At 70.2% G+C, this 17,372-nt stretch carries 15 protein-coding genes; 5 read left to right on the top strand and 10 right to left on the bottom strand.

Annotated elements, in window-relative coordinates; translation table 11 throughout:
- The first annotated feature begins 92 nt into the window (after nucleotides 1-92).
- Nucleotides 93-1,613 carry a sialidase family protein gene (locus tag ACZ1DY_RS17405; protein ID WP_465484963.1) on the top strand — a complete coding sequence of 507 codons (1,521 nt, stop codon included), beginning with the start codon at nucleotides 93-95 and terminating at the stop codon, nucleotides 1,611-1,613.
- 211 nt (nucleotides 1,614-1,824) lie between these two features.
- Here the strand turns inward: ACZ1DY_RS17405 and ACZ1DY_RS17400 are convergent, their stop codons facing one another.
- From ACZ1DY_RS17400 to ACZ1DY_RS17380, 5 genes are all read right to left on the bottom strand, one after another.
- Complete coding sequence (locus tag ACZ1DY_RS17400; RefSeq protein WP_465484962.1) at nucleotides 1,825-3,234, bottom strand: DHA2 family efflux MFS transporter permease subunit; 1,410 nt, start codon at nucleotides 3,232-3,234, stop codon at nucleotides 1,825-1,827.
- A gap of 81 nt (nucleotides 3,235-3,315) precedes the next feature.
- The gene (locus tag ACZ1DY_RS17395) at nucleotides 3,316-3,783 is read right to left on the bottom strand and encodes a hypothetical protein (protein WP_465484961.1); all 468 of its coding nucleotides are present in this window, start codon (nucleotides 3,781-3,783) and stop codon (nucleotides 3,316-3,318) included.
- A complete protein-coding gene (locus ACZ1DY_RS17390; protein ID WP_034322891.1) occupies nucleotides 3,784-4,053 on the bottom strand; it encodes a DUF1905 domain-containing protein in 270 nt (89 codons plus the stop codon).
- 38 nt (nucleotides 4,054-4,091) lie between these two features.
- Complete coding sequence (locus ACZ1DY_RS17385; protein ID WP_257487602.1) at nucleotides 4,092-4,598, bottom strand: flavodoxin domain-containing protein; 507 nt, start codon at nucleotides 4,596-4,598, stop codon at nucleotides 4,092-4,094.
- Between the two features lie 88 nt (nucleotides 4,599-4,686).
- Nucleotides 4,687-5,895 carry a nitric oxide synthase oxygenase gene (locus ACZ1DY_RS17380; RefSeq protein WP_465484960.1) on the bottom strand — a complete coding sequence of 403 codons (1,209 nt, stop codon included), beginning with the start codon at nucleotides 5,893-5,895 and terminating at the stop codon, nucleotides 4,687-4,689.
- A 376-nt stretch (nucleotides 5,896-6,271) separates the two neighbouring features.
- Here ACZ1DY_RS17380 and ACZ1DY_RS17375 point away from each other — a divergent pair, with 376 nt between their 5' ends.
- Together ACZ1DY_RS17375 and ACZ1DY_RS17370 are read left to right on the top strand one after the other, a co-directional pair.
- Nucleotides 6,272-7,288, top strand: coding sequence for a CobW family GTP-binding protein (locus ACZ1DY_RS17375; RefSeq protein ID WP_465484959.1), 1,017 nt, complete (start codon nucleotides 6,272-6,274; stop codon nucleotides 7,286-7,288).
- Between the two features lie 288 nt (nucleotides 7,289-7,576).
- Nucleotides 7,577-7,843 (top strand): hypothetical protein, encoded by a 267-nt coding sequence (locus ACZ1DY_RS17370; RefSeq protein WP_192745116.1) that lies wholly within the window; start codon nucleotides 7,577-7,579, stop codon nucleotides 7,841-7,843.
- An 18-nt stretch (nucleotides 7,844-7,861) separates the two neighbouring features.
- On the opposite strand, the gene ligD is transcribed toward ACZ1DY_RS17370, so the two are convergent.
- From ligD to ACZ1DY_RS17355, 3 genes are read right to left on the bottom strand one after another with little or no spacing between them, the layout of a single operon-like run.
- Nucleotides 7,862-8,869, bottom strand: a complete 1,008-nt coding sequence (ligD, locus tag ACZ1DY_RS17365; RefSeq protein WP_465484958.1) for a non-homologous end-joining DNA ligase — start codon at nucleotides 8,867-8,869, stop codon at nucleotides 7,862-7,864.
- The gene (locus ACZ1DY_RS17360; protein ID WP_185927281.1) at nucleotides 8,866-9,945 is read right to left on the bottom strand and encodes an ATP-dependent DNA ligase; all 1,080 of its coding nucleotides are present in this window, start codon (nucleotides 9,943-9,945) and stop codon (nucleotides 8,866-8,868) included. The genes ligD and ACZ1DY_RS17360 overlap by 4 nt, the downstream gene beginning before the upstream one ends.
- A 40-nt stretch (nucleotides 9,946-9,985) precedes the next feature.
- A complete protein-coding gene (locus ACZ1DY_RS17355; RefSeq protein WP_465484957.1) occupies nucleotides 9,986-11,137 on the bottom strand; it encodes a DUF1015 family protein in 1,152 nt (383 codons plus the stop codon).
- Nucleotides 11,138-11,248: 111 nt separating this feature from the next.
- Between ACZ1DY_RS17355 and ACZ1DY_RS17350 the strand changes: the two genes are divergently transcribed.
- Nucleotides 11,249-12,769 carry an MDR family MFS transporter gene (locus tag ACZ1DY_RS17350; protein ID WP_465484956.1) on the top strand — a complete coding sequence of 507 codons (1,521 nt, stop codon included), beginning with the start codon at nucleotides 11,249-11,251 and terminating at the stop codon, nucleotides 12,767-12,769.
- A gap of 74 nt (nucleotides 12,770-12,843) precedes the next feature.
- Here the strand turns inward: ACZ1DY_RS17350 and ACZ1DY_RS17345 are convergent, their stop codons facing one another.
- Entirely contained in the window at nucleotides 12,844-13,734 is an 891-nt protein-coding gene (locus ACZ1DY_RS17345) for a TIGR03854 family LLM class F420-dependent oxidoreductase (RefSeq protein ID WP_465484955.1), read from the bottom strand.
- 122 nt (nucleotides 13,735-13,856) lie between these two features.
- Between ACZ1DY_RS17345 and ACZ1DY_RS17340 the strand changes: the two genes are divergently transcribed.
- Entirely contained in the window at nucleotides 13,857-14,603 is a 747-nt protein-coding gene (locus ACZ1DY_RS17340) for a thioesterase II family protein (RefSeq protein ID WP_465484954.1), read from the top strand.
- Here ACZ1DY_RS17340 and ACZ1DY_RS17335 read toward each other — a convergent pair.
- Entirely contained in the window at nucleotides 14,593-17,304 is a 2,712-nt protein-coding gene (locus ACZ1DY_RS17335) for an ATP-binding protein (protein ID WP_465484953.1), read from the bottom strand. The genes ACZ1DY_RS17340 and ACZ1DY_RS17335 overlap by 11 nt on opposite strands.
- Nucleotides 17,305-17,372: the final 68 nt, after the last annotated feature.

Genomic DNA, 17,372 nt, shown 5'->3' with positions numbered 1-17,372 from the left:
CCGGGTTGTACGCGGCTTGTACGACGGCTGTACGAGCCGGAAGGACTCTGATGCCCCGTCACCTGAACCGAAATCCAGGACGGAGTCATCCCGTGAAGATCTCCCGCGTCGCACAGGGCCTGTTCGCGGCCCTCGTCGCCACCGCGGCGGTCGGCGCAGCCCCGGCCACCTCCCTCGCCGCGCCGGCCACCGGCGACCAGTTCTCGGCCGCCGCGGTCGGGAACACGTTGGTGTACAAAGAGAAAACAGAAGGTTACGACTGTTTCAGAATCCCTGCCATCGTCAAGGCGAACAACGGCGAACTGCTCGCGTTCGCCGAAGGCCGCAACGGCGGAGCCAGCTTCTGCAACGACCGCGGCGACATCGATCTCGTCGTGAAACGCTCCGCCGACAACGGCAAGACCTGGAGCGCCCCGAAGGTCGTCATCGAGGGTTTCGGTGACACCAAAGGAAACCCGACACCGATCGTGATCCCGTCCACCGGGCGGATCGTGCTGCTTTCGGTGATGGAATGCGTCAAGAACCCCGACTGCAACCGGATTCCGCGGGTCTCGATCAGCGACGACCACGGCAAGACCTGGACCGCGCCGAAGGTGCTCACCACGCAGCTCGGGTTCAGCTCCGCGCCCGGCTGGCTCGCGACCGGGCCCTCGCACGGCATCGTGCTGACCCGCGGCGCGCACGCGGGCCGCATCGTCGCCGGGATGAGTTACACCATGGACGGCAAGAACAGCGGCGCGCTCATCTACAGCGACGACCAGGGTGTTACCTGGAAGCGCGGCGCCACCGACACCCCGGCCGCGTCGGCCGAGCTGAACCCGCAGGAGATCAGCGTCACCGAGCTGCTCGACGGCCGGGTCTACGCCGCGGCGCGCAACCAGGCCAACAACGACAACAAGTGTCTCAGCGGTGGCGCCAAGAACCGCGCCTACGCCATCAGCTCCGACGGCGGGGCGAGCTTCTCCACCAAGTTCTCCTTCGAGGAGGACCTGATCACCCCCGTGGTGCAGGCCTCGACCGCGCGGATGACCGCGACCGACAAGGCGGGCAAGTACAACCGGATCCTGTTCGCCGCGCCGTCGGTCTGCGACCGCCGCAAGGAACTCGTCGTGCGGTCGTCGTTCGACGAGGGCGCGAACTGGCAGGGCAACTCCGCCGGAACGCTGGTGTGGAGCGGTGACGCCGCCTACTCCGACATGGTCCAGCTGTCCTCGGGTTCGGTCGGCGTGCTGTACGAAGCGGGACCGGCGGGGAACGCCAACGAGACCATCCGCTTCTCGACCGTCACCGAGCCGGCCCTCGGCGCCCCGGTGTGCGGCGGCGGATACGGCGTGATCGACTCGGCCCCGCTGGGGACGGCGGGCACGGTTTACCTGTCCTACAACGCTTCCAACGGGCAGAACTGTGTCAGCACGATGAAGAGCGCGTCCGCGGGCACCGCGACCGCGACGTCGGCCTACCTCGAGGTGGCGGGCTCGTCCCGGATCACCGATTCCGGATCGTTCTCGTGGTTCGCCGGCCCGGTGAAGGCGGCCGCGGCGGGCAAATGCGTGAAGTGGGGCGGTTCCGCGGGCGGGACGTCGTACAACAGCCCCTCGGAACACTGCGGCTGAGCGTCGAGTGTCTGCTGGAGCCGGTGTCGCGAAAGCCACTTTCGGGACGTCTGATGTCCCGAAAGTGGCTTTCGCGACCTGATCACCAGGACCGTGCCGGCCCAGCCACGGCCGACGTTGCGAAAGCCACTTTCGCAACGTCGAAGGTTGCGAAAGTGGCTTTCGCGACACCGGCTCCAGCCCGGCAGAACCCCGGCACCACCGAATGGGGTCACCCGCGGCGCGTCACCCACCAGAGCCGCGCGCCCAGCACCGCGGCGACCGCGGCCGAGGCGGTGAGCCACCAGAACGTCGCCCGGAACGCCGAGTCCGCGCCGGCGGGCAACAGGTTCGCCAGTACGACGGCGAACAGGGCCGTCCCGGCCGCGCCGCCGACACGGCTGACGATGTTGATCTGCGCGGCCGCGTCGGGCAGCTGCTCCTTGGTGACGGCCGCGTACCCGGCCGTCGTCGCGGGCATCAGCAGGAACGCGACGGCGATTCCCCTGGCCAGCAACAGGATCTGCACGATGACGCCGTCCGGCGGGAACCCGCCGATGGCGAAGGGAACGGTGGTGGCGAGCGTCGTGACACTCCCCCAGGCGGCGACCAGGCCCGCGCCGTAGCGGTCGGTGAGCTTGCCGGAGATCGGCAACGCGATCGCCGTGCCGACCCCGAGCCCCATCAGCAGCAACCCAGTCTCGACGACTCCGCTCCCGCCCAGCACCTGGAAGTACAGCGGCAGCAAGAAAAGCGCGCCGAACAACGCGGGCGCGGCGAAGAAGGACAACACGACCGCAGCGGTGTAGACGCGGCTCCGGAGCAGCGTCAGGTCCATGACCGGGTTCTCCCGGCCCCACGACCGCCGGACGAACAGCGCCAGCAGCACGACCCCCGCGACGAGCGGCACCAGCACCCCGGCACCGAACTCTTCACCGCCTTCACCCCAGGTGGTGAGCCCGTACAACAAGGCCGGGATTCCCGCGCTCACCAGGACGAAGCCGAACCAGTCCGGCCGGGTCACGGCGCCCTTCTCACCACGGGGCACCAATCGCAGCCCGAGTACCAGCGCGATCACGCCGACCGGGATGTTGATCAGGAACAACCACTCCCACGACAGACCGCGGAGCAGGACGCCGCCGAGGACCGGGCCGAACGTCGGGCCGACGCTCATCACGATGCCCAGCGTCCCCATGACGCGGCCGAGCCGGGCGGGCCCGACCGCCTGGCCGAGCACCGTCTGCCCGGCGGGCAGGAGCAGCCCGGCGGCGAGTCCCTGCAGCACCCGCAGCCCGATCAGCCAGCCCACGTTCCCGGCGAGCGCGCACAGCACCGACGCCACGGTGAACACCGCCAGCGAAGCCAGCCAGACCCGGCCGGCGCCGAACCGGCGGCTGAGCCAGCCGCACAACGGCAGCGCGACCGCCAGCGCGACCAGGTACGCGGTGAAAACCCATTGCACGGAAGCGATTCCGGCGCCGAGTTCTCGGGTGAGCGTCTCGGCGCCGACTGCGAGGACCGTGGTGTCCAGCATGGTCATGAACGCGCCGAGCACGATCACCCAGGCCATCCGCCAGGCCTCGGCCGGCACCTTGTCCGGCGGCGGGACCGCGTTCGCCCGCCGTTCCAGCGAAACAGCCATCGGAGTGTTCTCCTCACGTGCCCCAGGGATCTTGACCTGGCTCACGCTAAGACCTCGACTTAACTCAAGGTCAAGCGAAGATCACTTCGGCGGACGCTGCCGGGGGGAAAGCTTGGTGAGCGCCAAGTCCTCCAGCCTGCTCGAGATCTCCGCGATCCCGGCGTCGAACCGCTCCAGGTCCACACCCTTGGTGGTGAGGTCTTCGCGGACGTGCTTCTCGACCTTCGCCCAGTCGTTGCGGTACCGGGTGGCGAGTTCCTTCCACGGCACGCCTGCCAGCCCGGCGGTGAGGCCACTGTCGTAGGCGAGCACGCCGCGCTCCATCAGGTACGCGATACCCGGGTACCCGAGATAGCCCTGCCAGTAGGACCCGTTGTCGTTGGCCGTGATCGACCCCGCCGCCGGATCATGGCGGACGTCGTAGATCTTGGCCTTGTCCGACGACGCGACCCGCGCGGTGTCGCCGTCGACCTCGACTCGCCCGTCGGCGACCGCGCCGAGTGCCTCGTAGATCTTGATGACCGGGGACGGCTTCCAGCCCGCGGCCACTCAGCCCTCCAGCCGTTCGAGCAGGACGACCTCCACCGTGTCCCCCTCCTCCTTGCCGATCGCCTTGCGCACGTCGGCCTTCACCGGGAGCTTGTGGGTGCCGTCGCCCAGCGCCATGAACGAACTCCGGAACGGGTGCCCGTCGACGGTGCCGCGGACCTTCACCAGCCCCTTGGTGCCGAAGAACTCGGCGGAGCCGGGCATGACCACATACGTCCAGCCGCCCTTCTCCGGGCTCTTGACCAGCGTCGCAGTGAACCGTTTGTCCATGGGGGCACCTTACGGCAGGGCACCGACAAAACGGTCTTTCAGAGTGCGACGCGGCTGCGCACGCGGCGGCCGACGTCACGCGCCCAGGCCCGGATCGACGGCCAGTCCCGGAAATCGCCCGCCCACGGGCCCGCGGCCATGATCTTCCAGAACAGGCCGCTCGCCGTGGCCGGGGTGAGCCTGCCGCCGAAGGTGGCCGTGCGCTCGGCGTCGATCCTCGCGGCCAGCAGGGCGACCCCCGCGGGCAGGCTCACCCGTTTGCCCGCGGCGAGCGGCCCGCACGGCCCGCTGTGGAACAACCAGACCGGCCGGCTCCGGAGCGCTTCCTCGTGCTCGGTGAGCAGGCGCACCGCCTCCGGGCGCCAGCGCCGGTGGTACAGCGCGCTTCCGACGATCACCGCGCTGTACGGCTCGACGTCTTCGACCTCGGCCGCGTCCAGCAGATCGGCCGCCAGCCCGCTTTCCCGCAGCTCGGCGGCGATCACCTCGGCGATCTCCCTTGTCCCACCGGTTCTGCCGGCATGGGCGACGAGCACTGCGGTCATGCCGCCATTGTCCGCGCGGCCGCCTGCCGCGCCACCGGCCGGCCCATCGACACGCCGCATTCGGCTCACCTCTTCACCCGTCGGAGCGTTACCCGGGAGGCAGGAACGCCGGTCTCGCCGCCGGATCGGGTTCGTCGTAGTAACGATGGAACACGGCGGTCTGCCCGCCGGACAGCGGCGGGACTATCCAGCTCCATTCGGCCTGGCAACGGCGTCCCGCGCGCTCCTCCTTGGCGATATGCGTGAGGAACCGCCGCGATTCGGTGTGGTGGTCGGCGACGGTCACGCCCGCCGCGTCGAAGGAGTGCTGGACGGCCAGCGTCAGTTCGACGAGCGCGCGGTCGCGCCACAGGGTGCGTTCCGACTTCGTCGACAGGCCCATCAGGTCCGCGATCACCGGCAGCAGGTCGTAGCGGTCGGTGTCGGCCAGGTTGCGCGCGCCGATCTCGGTGCCGAGGTACCAGCCGTTGAACGGTGCCGCCGGATAGGTGATCCCGCCGACGACCAGCCGCATGTCGCTGATCGCCGGTACCGCGTGCCAGCGCAGCCCGAGCCCGGCGAACCAGCGGTGGTCGGGATGCGACAACGGGACCTCCAGCACGGCGTCCGGTGGCAGCCGGAAAAGGCGCCGCTCTCCCGGTTCCGATTCGATGAGCAGCGGGAGGACGTCGAAGGATCCCTTGCGCTCGGGCGGGCGCCAGCCGTGCGCCTGGACGGTCTCGGTGAAGCCGGCGTAGCGCGGATCGCCCAGCACCGAGCCGTCGCTCAGCCGGTAGCCGGCGTACCGGACGAGCTGGTCGTTGTGGATCTTCGGGCCGGGCCCCGCCGGGCCGTCCGGCGCGAACACGGTGATGGTCGGGCGGATCCGGCCGCCCCGGGTCGCCTCCCGCAAATGGGTGACGCACTCCTCGGCGATGGCGGCGGCTCCGACCACGTCCCGGCGGTCCCGCACCCTCAGCCCCTGCCAGTACAGCCTGCCGATGCACCGGGCGGAGTTCCGCCAGGCCACCCGCGCGCCGAACTCGATCTCGGCCGTCGTGTGCCGGTACGTGCCGGTGTCACCGATCTCGGCGCGGACCCGGTCGAGCCGCTCACGCAGCCGCGCCGGCCCAGCGTCCGTTTCGGCGTGGAAGAGCCGGAGGAAGTCCTCCGCCTCGGCGACGTCCACGCTCCGTTCCCGCGGCGCCACCTCCGGAGGCAAGCGAGGGATATCCGTCACCCGCATGGAGGCCGTCGCCACCTCGGCTTCCCACTCTCCGAATTCGACGCCGGCACCGGCGGCGGGAACGATCACCATTCCTCCTGCACTCGGAAATGCCCGGAGAGATCATGCCTGATCGGCGAGATGGCCGGGTCCGGACCAGACGAAAGACGATACCCCACGGAAAGACCGCCACGATCCTCCAAATGGCAGAAGCTTCGCCTGCGGTGACATTTCTCCAGCTAGAACACTTGCGGACGACAATATTTGGAATTGCGTAAGACTTCGCAGGATATTCACCGAAATGGATCGCGCGAAATGATCACATCCGACCAAGATCACTTTATGATCGTCGTTAATCACTCTTTCCAGCGTATTCGACGGCGAGCCCTTCTGTTCTTTCCCCGTGCCGGTGTATTGGCCCGCTCCGGCCGTCGCTAGAGTGCGGAGAGCTCCGACGGAAAGGAAAATCGTGGTCGACAGGCGGATTCCGGTCATCCTGGTCGCGGGCTTCCTCGGCTCCGGCAAGACCACCCTGCTCAACCACCTGCTGGCCAACCGGCAGGGCGCGCGGATCGGGGTCGTGGTCAACGACTTCGGCAGCATCGCGGTCGACGCGATGGCCGTCTCCGGCCAGGTCGACACCATGATGTCGTTCGGCAACGGCTGCCTGTGCTGCGCCGTCGACGCGAGCGGGCTCGACGCCATGCTCGCGAAGCTCTCCGAGGCCGAGGCCGGCATCGACGTCATCGTGATCGAAGCCAGCGGCCTCGCCGAACCGCGAGACCTCATCCGCCTGATGATCGCCAGCGAAAACCCCGCCATCGCCTACGGCGGCCTGGTCGAACTCGTCGACGCCGCCGAGTTCGAGACGACCAGGAAGCGGCACCCCGAGCTGGACGAGCATCTCGGGTTCGCCGACCTGGTGGTGCTCAACAAGATCGACCGGGCCGACGAGGACACCCTGAGCAAACTGCGCGGCACGATCGACGAGATCGCGCCCGGCACGCCGGTGATCGCGACCTCCCACGGCCGGATCGACCCCACCCTGTTCTTCGACGCCCGGCCGCGCGAACGAGTGGGCCAGCTGTCGTTCGACGACCTCCGCGAGGAGGAGCACGACCACGAGCACCACTTCCACACCGCGTACGACAGCGTCGCCTTCACCACCGAACGGCCGCTGGACCCGCGGCGGCTGATGGACTTCCTCGAACAGCGCCCCGGCGGGCTCTACCGGATCAAGGGTTTCCTCGACTTCGGCCCGAACGGCCCGCGGTCCCGGTTCGGCCTGCACACCGTCGGCTCCTTCATCCAGCTGGACCGGTCGGCGTGGCCCGCCGGCCTGCCGCGCCGGAGCGAACTGGTGCTGATCGGTTCGGGGATCGACACCGAGGCCGTCACCGCGCGCCTCGAAGAATGCGTCGCGGACGATCCCGACGTCGTCGACGACCGGGCCATGCTGCGCGTGCTGCGGTTCATTCAGGACTGACACACCTACGTCCGTGCCCGATCTCGCGTGTCCAGAGGCGTAACTCACGTGATCGAAGGCGTAACTCAGCACCGGGGCGAGTTACGCCGCCAAACACGCGAGTTACGCCCCCAAGCACGCGAGTTACGTCCCCAAGCACGCGAGTTACGCCCGTAATCACGCGTGTCCGGACCGGACGCGCCTTGACACGCCGAAAGGCGGAAATACCGGGAATCGCGGCGTGTCTCGCCGACACTGGCGTGCGGAAGGAATCTCGAGCTGGACCACCTGTATCGGGAGGACAGTTCCATGACGAACACCGCCGGACGCTGGTACCTGGTCGGCGCGCTGCCGGAGGACTCCCCCGCCGCGCATCTGATGACCCGCTCCGAAGACCTCCGCTACCGGCGTTCCGCCTGCGGGGACAAGGAAGCCCGGCTGTGGACGCCGGTGGATCTCACCACCACCGACGTCGCCCCGTGCCCCCGCTGCGCCGCGACCCTCCCCGGCCACCGGTCCACCCGCAAGGCCGAACCCGCCGCGAACACGCAACTCGCTTTCGACCTGCCGCTCTGACTCCCCGCATTCAGAGGACTAAACGCCGTCTTTCTTCGCCCGGCTCGGCGCGACCCGGGGCGGCTCGTTCGGCATCTTCGGGTAGACGGGCGGCCATGGCGCGTCCATCAGGCCGTTCGCCATGTCCTTTCTGGACATTTCGAGCAACGGCTCGATCGACTGGGGTTCCGTTCCCGCCCAAGGATCTCCGCGTTCGGCCAGCAGAGCGGGCACAGTGGACAGGGTGAGCTTGTCCGGCTCGACGGTCTCCAGTTCGTCCCAGGAGATCGGCGTCGACACTTGCCCGCCGACCCGAGGCCGTACACACCACGCGCCGAACACCGTCTTGTGCGGCGCGTTCTGGTTGAAGTCGACGAACACGCGGGAGCCGCGTTCTTCCTTCCACCACTGCGCCGTCATCTCCTCCGGGTGGCGGCGTTCGAGCTCGCGGGCGAGCGCGACGGCGGCCGCGCGGACCTCGTAACCGTCCCACTTCGGTTCGAGCGGCACGTAGAGATGCAGACCGCGCGAGCCCGAGGTCTTCAGCTGCGCGGTGATGCCCAGCTCTTCGAGCAACGCCTTCGACAGGACGGCGCCGTGCCGCAGCTCGGGGAACCCGATCCCCGGCGACGGGTCGAGGTCGATGCGGAGCTGGTCGCTGATGTCCAGCGCGTCGGCCCGGTTCGGCCAGACGTGGAACCCGAGGCAGCCCTGGTTCACCGCCCAGATGATGTGCGCGAGGTCCTTCGCCACGAGCGCGTCCGAGGTGGTGCCGTTCGGGGTGGACACCACCGTCGTGGTCAGCCAGGCGGGCGCGTTCTTCGGGACCCGTTTCTGGAACCACGACTTCCCGCCCGCGCCGTCGGGATAGCGTTCCAGCAGCAGGGGCCTGCCGCCGAGTTGCGCCAGCAGCGGCACCGAGACGGCGCGGTAGTACTCGACGAGGTCCAATTTGGTCTCGCCGTTCTCCGGGAAGTAGACCTTGCCCGGATTGGACACCGTGAACTCGACGCCGTCGAGGTCCAGCGTGACCGGCTCTGCCTTCATGTCTCCCCCAGCTCGGTGAACAAGGTGGCCAGCTCGGCGGGCGGGACCTCTTCGAGCTGCGCGTACGTGCACGAGGCAGGCTCGCGGTCGGGGCGGAAGCGCACGAGCCTCCCGCCGTGACGGAACCTCGTGCCCTCGACGTGTTCATAGCGGACTTCGGCGACCCATTCGATGCGGAGCGGCTCCCAGCTCAGGTCCTTCTGCGGCGCCCACCGGCTCCCCGCGCCCGGCATGCGGCCACCCGCCTCTTCGTGGGTCTCGGCCCACTCGCGCCACGGATGGTTCTCCAACGCGTTTTCCCGCAGCGGCGCGAGCTCGTCCACCAGCTCACGACGCCGCGCGGCGGTGAAACTGCTGGCCACGCCCACACTGTGCAGGACGCCTTCGTCGTTGTAGAGCCCGAGCAGCAGTGACCCGACGCCGACGCCGTCCTTGTGCCACCGGAACCCGGCGACGACGCAGTCCGCCGTCCGCTGGTGCTTGACCTTCCACATCACCCGCTTGTCCTGTTCGTACGGCGCGTCGGCCGGTTTGGCCATCACACCGTCGAAACCCGCTCCCTCGAACCGGGTGAACCAGTCCTGGGCGACGTCGGGATCCTCGGACAGCGGAGTGAGGTGGACCCGGGCGAGCTTCGTGTCGACGACGCCTTCGAGCAGCTTCCGCCGCTCCGCGAACGGTTCGGGCGTCAGATCCCGGTCGTCCAGCGCGAGCAGGTCGAACACCACGAAACTGGCGGGCGTCTCCGCGGCAAGCTTGTTCACCCGGGACGCCGCCGGGTGCAGGCGCAGCTGGAGCGTCTCGAAGTCGAGCCCGCCCTCGGTGACCAGCACGATCTCGCCGTCGACGACACAGCGCTCGGGCAGCGCGTCCTTCAGCAGCTCGACCAGCTCGGGGAAGTACCTCGTGAGCGGCCTGTCGTTACGCGAGCCCAGCACGACCTCGTCGCCGTCGCGGAAGACCACGCAACGGAAGCCGTCCCACTTCGGCTCGTACAGCAGCCCCGGCGTACGCGGCAGTTCGTGCACGGCCTTGGCCAGCATCGGCTTGACGGGTGGCATCACGGGCAGTTCCACGAGGCCGATCCTAGGCCGCGTCACCGACAAAAGCGCGGGATCACAGTTCGGCCAGGAGGAGCCCGCTCCGCGGTTTCGGCGTGAAATACGTGGCCTTCCTCGGCATCCGCGATCCGGCCGCGTGCACGGCGAGCACCTCCGCGTACGGAACCGGAGCAAGCAGGAATACCGCGTCCGCGTCTTCGGGCACCTGCGCGCCCGGCAGCAGGGGGTGCACGTTCGGCCCTTCCGGATCGACGCCGAGCGCCCCGCGAAGCAACTCCTGCTCCACCACGGCGTGGTCACCGCCCGCCCTGCCGAGGGTCACCCGGAACGCCGACCCGCCCGCCAGCACGGTCACCTCGCCCGGTTCGGCGGGCGACCCCGGCGGACCGGGATGGACGTCGAATCCCGCCTCCGTCCATCGCCGGACCAGGGTGGCCGGGTCGAGACCGGTGCCGGCGAGCACCCGGTGGATGGGGCCGATCCGCAGCCCCGGCCCGCCGGTGACCAGCGCGAGCAACGCGCCGCGCCCCGAAGCCGCGGCGGCCGCGACCCGGTGGTTGCCGTCCGCGACCAGGAGATCCAGGCCGTCCAGGGCCGTCAGCAGTTCGTCCTGGGCCTGCCCGGGACCGGCGAGCCACAGTTCGTGCTTGCGCCCCGGGCCGTCCACTGTGGCCAGGCTGGGCACCTGCCCCCGGCAGATTCGTTCGATCAGCGCGGTCAGCTCCCGGCCACCCGTCGCGGGGACGAGCATCGCCGCGCTCGTCGCGACACCGAGCCCGGCCAGCATCGCCGCCCGCTCCGCGACGACGTCCGGATAGACGTCCTCGGTGTGCCGCACCCTGGTCACCCCGTCGTCGCGGACCGCCGCCGGATCGACCAGGCACAGCACGCCCAGCGCGACCCCGTCCGGCCCGTCGATGCGATAGGGCGCGACGACGTCGGAGACCGGCCGGTAGTGCCGCTTCCGGATCCGCTCGAACGTGGCCCTGGCCTGCGGCAATGCCGCCTCGATCGACAGGCCGCCCGCCAGCGCGGCCGGCGTCCTCGCCGGATGCTGGACCGCCAGCAGGCTGTCGCCGTGCGCGCCGGCGAGCGCGGCCTCGACCCGGCCCGGGTCGGCGAACTCGTCGACGTCCGGCCCCGGGACGCTGTCGCGGACGGCCCAGCCACGGCCGATCGGGCGGATCCAGGTGCTCATCCGATCCATTTTGCGGGATAGCTCACGGAAAAAATCGGTCCCATGACCGGGTGTCTCCATGGAATGCTTACCCATGCGAAGTAGTTGACGTCGTTCATGAGCCCGAGGAGACCGCCACAGATGACGACCCCGGCCCCGGTCACCGCGAAGGAAGGGGTCGGCTTCCGGTCCGAACGCGGCCCCGTCCTGATCGCCGTGATGCTGTGTTCCGGCCTGATCGCGCTGGACTCGACCATCATCGCCACGGCGGTGCCCTCGGTGGTCGCCGATCTGGGCGGGTTCTCGCAGTTCCCGTGGCTGTTCTCGATCTATCTGCTGACCCAGGCGGTCACCGTCCCGCTGTACGGCAAGTTCGCCGACGTCCTCGGCAGGCGCCCGGTGATGTTCTTCGGGATCGCGGCGTTCCTGCTGGGCTCGGTGCTCTGCGGCGCGGCCTGGAGCATGCCGGTGCTGATCGCCGCCCGCGCGGTGCAGGGCATCGGCGCCGGCGCCATCCAGCCGATCGCGCTGACCATGGTCGGCGACATGTACACCGTCGAGGAACGCGCCAGGGTGCAGGGCTACCTCGCCAGTGTCTGGGCGATCTCGTCGGTGGTCGGGCCGACGATGGGCGGCGTGTTCGCCGAGTACCTCGACTGGCGCTGGATCTTCTTCATCAACCTGCCGCTCGGCGCGCTGGCGGCGTGGATGCTGTTCCGGAACTTCCGCGAACGCGTCGAGCGCCGCTCGCACCGCATCGACTACCTCGGCGCCACGCTGCTCACCCTCGGCTGCTCGCTGCTGATCCTCGGCCTGCTGGAGGGCGGGGTCGCCTGGGGCTGGGCGTCCGCGCCGAGCCTGGCGATCTTCGGCGGCGCGGTGGTGCTGCTGACGGTGTTCGTGTTCGTGGAGCGCAAGGCCGACGAGCCGGTGCTGCCGCTATGGATCTTCACGAAACGGACCCTGATCGGCGGGAACCTGATCGCCGTCGTCGTCGGCATGCTGCTGATGGGCCTCACCTCGTATCTGCCGACCTTCTCCCAAGGTGTGCTCGGCACCGGCGCGCTCGTCGCGGGATTCGCGCTGGCGGCGCTGACCGTCGGCTGGCCGATCTCGGCGTCGCTGGCGGGCCGCGTCTACATGCGGATCGGGTTCCGGGACACCGCGCTGATCGGCAGCGGGATCGTCATCGCGGGGGCGGCGCTCACGGTGTTCCTGACGGCGGGATCGTCGATCTGGCTGGCGGCCTCGGCCGCGTTCGTCCTCGGGCTGGGGCTGGGCCTGGCGTCGAGCCCGACCCTGATCGCCGTGCAGTCCACGATCGGGTGGGAACGCCGCGGCGTCGTCACCGCGACGAATATGTTCAGCCGGTCGCTGGGCAGCGCCGTGGGCGTGGCGATCTTCGGCGCGATCGCGAACGCCACGCTGGCGAGCCGCTTCGCCAACCCGCCCGAAGGGGTCACCGGCCTGCCGTCCGGGGTCGACGCGACCAGTGTCGTCCTGGAGGGCCACGGCCCGGACACCCCGACGACGACGTTCGTGCGCGGCGCCCTCGCGGACGCCACGCACCACGTCTTCCTGGCGATGCTGGTGGTCGCCGTGCTCAGCGTCGGCGCGCTGCTGCTGATGCCGCGGCGGACCGAAGAGCTGAAGTTCGACTAGCGCGTCGGTCCAGTGGGTCGTGAGTGGCGATTCGGGTTCTAACCCGAATCGCCACTCACGACCACGGTGACCCACTAGTTCTGCAGCGGCACGGCGTGCTCGACGAAGTTCTCGACGAACCGCTCGATCGGCTCCGGCCCGGCCGGGTACAGCACGAATTTGCTCAGCCCGGCGTCGACGTGCTCCGCGATCAGGTCGCGGGCGGCGCGCCAGCCGCCCGCGATCAGCCGGGACGGGTCCGCGTCGGACCGGGCCGCGATCGAAGCCGCGAGCGCGTCCGGGATCCCGTCCTCCGCGACGATGAGGCTGATGCCGAAGTGGTCGGCCTCGATTTCCCGGCCCGCCTCGGCCGCGGCCTCCTGGATCGCCTCCCGGCCGGCCCGCGCCTCCTCCGGCGTGAGGAAACTGGCCAGCCAGCCGTCCGCGAGCCTCCCGACCCGCCGCAGCGCGCCCGGCGCCTTCCCGCCGAGCCAGAGGTCGAGCCGCTTGACCGGTGGCATGCCGAGGCCCGTGCCCTCGACGCGGAAGAACTCGCCCTCGAAGGTCACCTCTTCCTGTTCCAGCAACGCCCTGATCAGCCGCAACGACTCGTCGAACACCGCGGCCCGGCGGCCCTGCGGTACCGGGAACAACGGCAGTTCCGCGTCCCGCGCGGGTTTCAGGCCGAAGACCGGCAGGACCCGCTTCGGCGCCAGCGCGGCGAGGGAGGCGAGTTGTTTCGCGACCAGGACCGGATCACGGCCGGGCAGCACCATCACCCCGGTGCCGACCTTCAGTTTCGTGGTGCGGGCGAGCGCGTGCGTCAGCCCGACGACCGGGTCGATCCTCGGCGAGTACACCGCCTCGGGCAGCCAGAGCGAATCGACGCCCGCCCGCTCCAGCAGATCGACCGCGGCGCCGAACTCCCCGGGTGCCGTCCCGGTCCCCAGCCCGGCCCCGATCCTGATCTTCAGGTCCTCCGCCACACTCGCTCCCTTCCCGTGCCCCCAGCGTGAACAACCCCGCACAAGCATGGACTCATTCCGCGAACCCCCCGTACATTCCAGTGTCGTGCGGGGGCGTTCCCGCACGGATTGGGGGATTTTCGATGGCAGGACAGGCTCCGATCAGCTGGACGCGCTGCTTCCACCGGGCGCCGTCGGCCGGGATGCGGCTCCTCGCCTTCCCGCACGCGGGCGGATCGGCGAGCGCGTACCGCGCGTTTTCGGCGGCTCTCTCGCCCACGATCGAGGTGCACACCACCCAGTACCCGGGACGCCAGGACCGGATGGGCGAACCGGTCATCGACGACGTCCACGTCCTGGCCGAGCATCTGGTGGACGTCGCCGCCGCGCTCCCGCAACCGTTCGCCCTCTTCGGGCACAGCATGGGCGCGATCGTCGGCTTCGAGGTCGCCCGGCGGCTCGAAGCACGCGGGATCGTCCCGGCGGCGCTGTTCGTCTCGGCCCGCCGTGGTCCCGATATCCAGAAGGAGAAGTCGCACCACCTCGCCGACGACGACACCTTCCTCGACGAGGTCAGCCGTCTCGGCGGCACGGACCCCACGATCTTCGCCGACCCGGACATCCGCGCGCTCGCGTTGCCCGCGCTGCGCGGCGACTACAAGGCCGTCGAGACCTATCGGTACCGGCCCGGCCCCGACGTGAGCTGCCCCATCGTGGCGCTCGCCGGGAACGCGGACCCGGTCCTGCACCTGCCGGACGTCGAAAACTGGCGTGAGCACACCACCGGCTCGTTCGAGATGGAGGTGTTCGAGGGCGGGCACTTCTTCCTCGAAGCCAACCTCGACGCCGTCGTCGCGCGCATCCTCGGCAAGCTGACCGTCAGTCCCTGAGGCCTTCCCTGCTCGCCCACGCGACGACCTCGGTCCGGTTCGCCAGGCCCAGTTTCGCCAGGATGCTCCGGACGTGGCTTTCCACCGTGCGTTCGGAAAGCACGAGCCTCTCGGCGATCCGGCGGTTGCTCAGCGCGTCGGCGAGCAGGGCGACGATCTCGCGTTCCCGCCCGGTGAGCGGGTCGGCGGCACGGCGTCCGGCGCGGATCCGATCGAGCAGCGCCGCGGCCCGCGCGAGCGGTCCCGGCATGGCCAGGCGCCGGAACTCGTCGAGCGCGTCACGCGCGATCCCTTGCGCGCGAACGAGATCTCCCCGGGCGACCAGCGTTTCGGCGAGCAGCAACCTGGCCAGGGCGACACCGGGGCGGGCACCGATGCCTTCGTTGACGGCGATCGTCCGCTCGTACAGCCGCACGGCCTCGTCGTGGCGGCCCAGAACGGCGTTGAGGCGGGCGGGCTGCTCCAGGGTCGAGCCGGTACAGAAGACGCCGGCGCCTCCGGACACGATCGGCCGCACTTCTTCAAGGCGCCGCAACAGGTATTCCGCCATGTCGGTGTCGTGGAAGGCTTCGACCAGCGGCACGAGATTGGGCAGCGCACCGGTGGTGTGCAAGGCGAACTCCGGGCTCCGCACCAGCGGGACCAGCTGCTCGTACCGGACCCGGGCCTCGTCGAGGTCGCCCGTGAGCAGGCTCAGCAGCGGCCGCGAGACCAGGGTGACCGGCAGGTGCGGGGCCCGCTCCAGCAGGCTCGCGTAGTCCTTCGGGAGATCGCCGGGATCACCCGTGAGCAGCACGAGCTGGGCGCGGAAGGCGTAGGACATCCCTTTCGCGGAGAAGTCGTCCGCGAGTTCGGTGTCCGCCAGTTCCTCCGCCGCGAGGTCGAGTTCGCGCGCTTCGGCCAGATCCCCGCGCAAGGCCAGCACCGAACTGCGCAGCCGCAGGTCGTGCCAGCGGACCAGCGGCAGCCTCGTCAGCCGGGCCAGGGCCGTCACCGCGACGAGTTCGTCGTCGACGAGCGCCATCCGCCCGTCCTCCAAGGCCGCGTCGATCCGCCATTTGTGTCCCCACAAGGAAACCAGCGGTTGCCCGGTGCGTGCCCCCAGCTCGGCGGCCAGCGCTCCGAGCCGGAGCCTTTCGGGTAACGGCAGCTTTTCCGGTGCGACCTTCATCCGGGCGCGGACGGCGTCGACCAGCGCTTCGGGATCACCTGATTCCTCAGCGAGCGCGAAAGCCTCGTCGGCGAGCTTCCCCGCTTCGGCGAACCGGCCGTAGTCGGCCTCCACCGACGCGCTGTGCGCCAGCAGACGCGCCCGTGTCGTCCGGTCGACGTCGTCCGCGGCGAGCGCGCGGGCGGCCAGGTCGCGGATGCCGGGCAGGAGGTCCGGCGCCGCGACATCGCGGACCACCAGCGCCGCGCGGGCGAGCAGCCCGGCGTCGGCGGCCTGCCGGGCATGGTCGAGACTTCGCGCGAACCGGCCGGTCCGGTATTCGGCGAGGGCCAGGTCGAGCAGCAGCCCGGCACGGTCCACTTCGGACAGTCCGGTCTTCGCGCGGGCGCCCAGCGCGATCGCGAGGAAACGCGCCGCTTCGTCGAAGGCCAGTGCCCGGTTCGCTTCCGCGGCCGCGATCGCCGCCCACTCGGCAGTCTTCTCCGGCGCGGACGCCGAGCGCAGCCAGTGCCCCGCGACCGTCCCGGCGAGCGCGGGGTCGCGCCGGGCGTGGTCTTCGAGCGCGGCGGCGGCACGGCCGTGCAACGCCTCCCGCTCGGTTTGCCCCAGATCCGCGTAGATCCCGTCGCGGACGACGGCGTGCGCGAATCGCCCCTCACCGAGCACGCCGGCCTTCGTGGCTTGATCGAGCCCGTGTGCCACCTCTGCGAGCGGCAGGCCGGACACCTCCGCCAGGAGAGCCGCTTCGACGTCCTCGCCGAGTACCGCCGCGATGGCGAGCAGCCGCCGCACCTCCGGCCCGAGCGCCGCCACCGTGGCGCGCACGAGATGGCCGAGTTCGGCTCCGCCCGCCGAACGCGCGATCGCGCCGAGATAGAGCGGATTCCCGCCGGAGCGGCGATACGCCTCGCGTATTTCCTCCTCCGCCAGTCCGGTGAGGAGCCTCCGTGCCTCGGGCTCGGCCAACGGCGGCAGCGAGATGCCCCGCGCGCCCGGACGGCGCAGGAGATCCGGCAGGGCGGCGTCCAGCGCGGGCGTGTGCCCGGTGTCCCGATGCGTCGCGATCACGGCCAGCTTCGACCGCCGCAGCTCCCCCGCCAAATGCCGCAGCAGACGCAAGGACGCTTCGTCGGCCCAGTGCAGGTCCTCCAGGACGACGACGAGGCCCGCCGGTTCGGCGGCGGCCACCAGCGCGTCCGACGCCGCGGCGACCAGCCGGAACCGGGCGGCCTGGACGTCGGCCACGCCCTCGGCCTCGGCGAAGGCGGCCTTCACGGCCGAATCGACCGACGGCAGCGCCTCGACGACGCGACGCCACGGCCACAGCGGCGGCGCTCCCGGATCGTCGGCGCACCGGCCCCACACGACCTCGGTCGCGGTGGACACCGCCTCCTCGACCAGCCTGGTCTTGCCGATCCCGGGCGGCCCCGAGACGAGCACGAGCCCGCCGGAACCCGCGGCGGCGTCGGCGAGCCTGCCACGCAGACTCGCCAGTTCGGCCGCCCGGCCCACGAACGGTTCCCGGTTCACGAAAGGAGTATCGCTCCGAGTGCCCGATTCCGTACCGCACTGCGTACTGGCACTGATGTCCGGCGGCG

The organism is Amycolatopsis sp. PSD-21 (assembly GCF_055561455.1).
The sequence above is the reverse complement of the archived record's forward strand: the minus strand, read 5'-3'. Positions and strand labels throughout refer to the sequence as shown.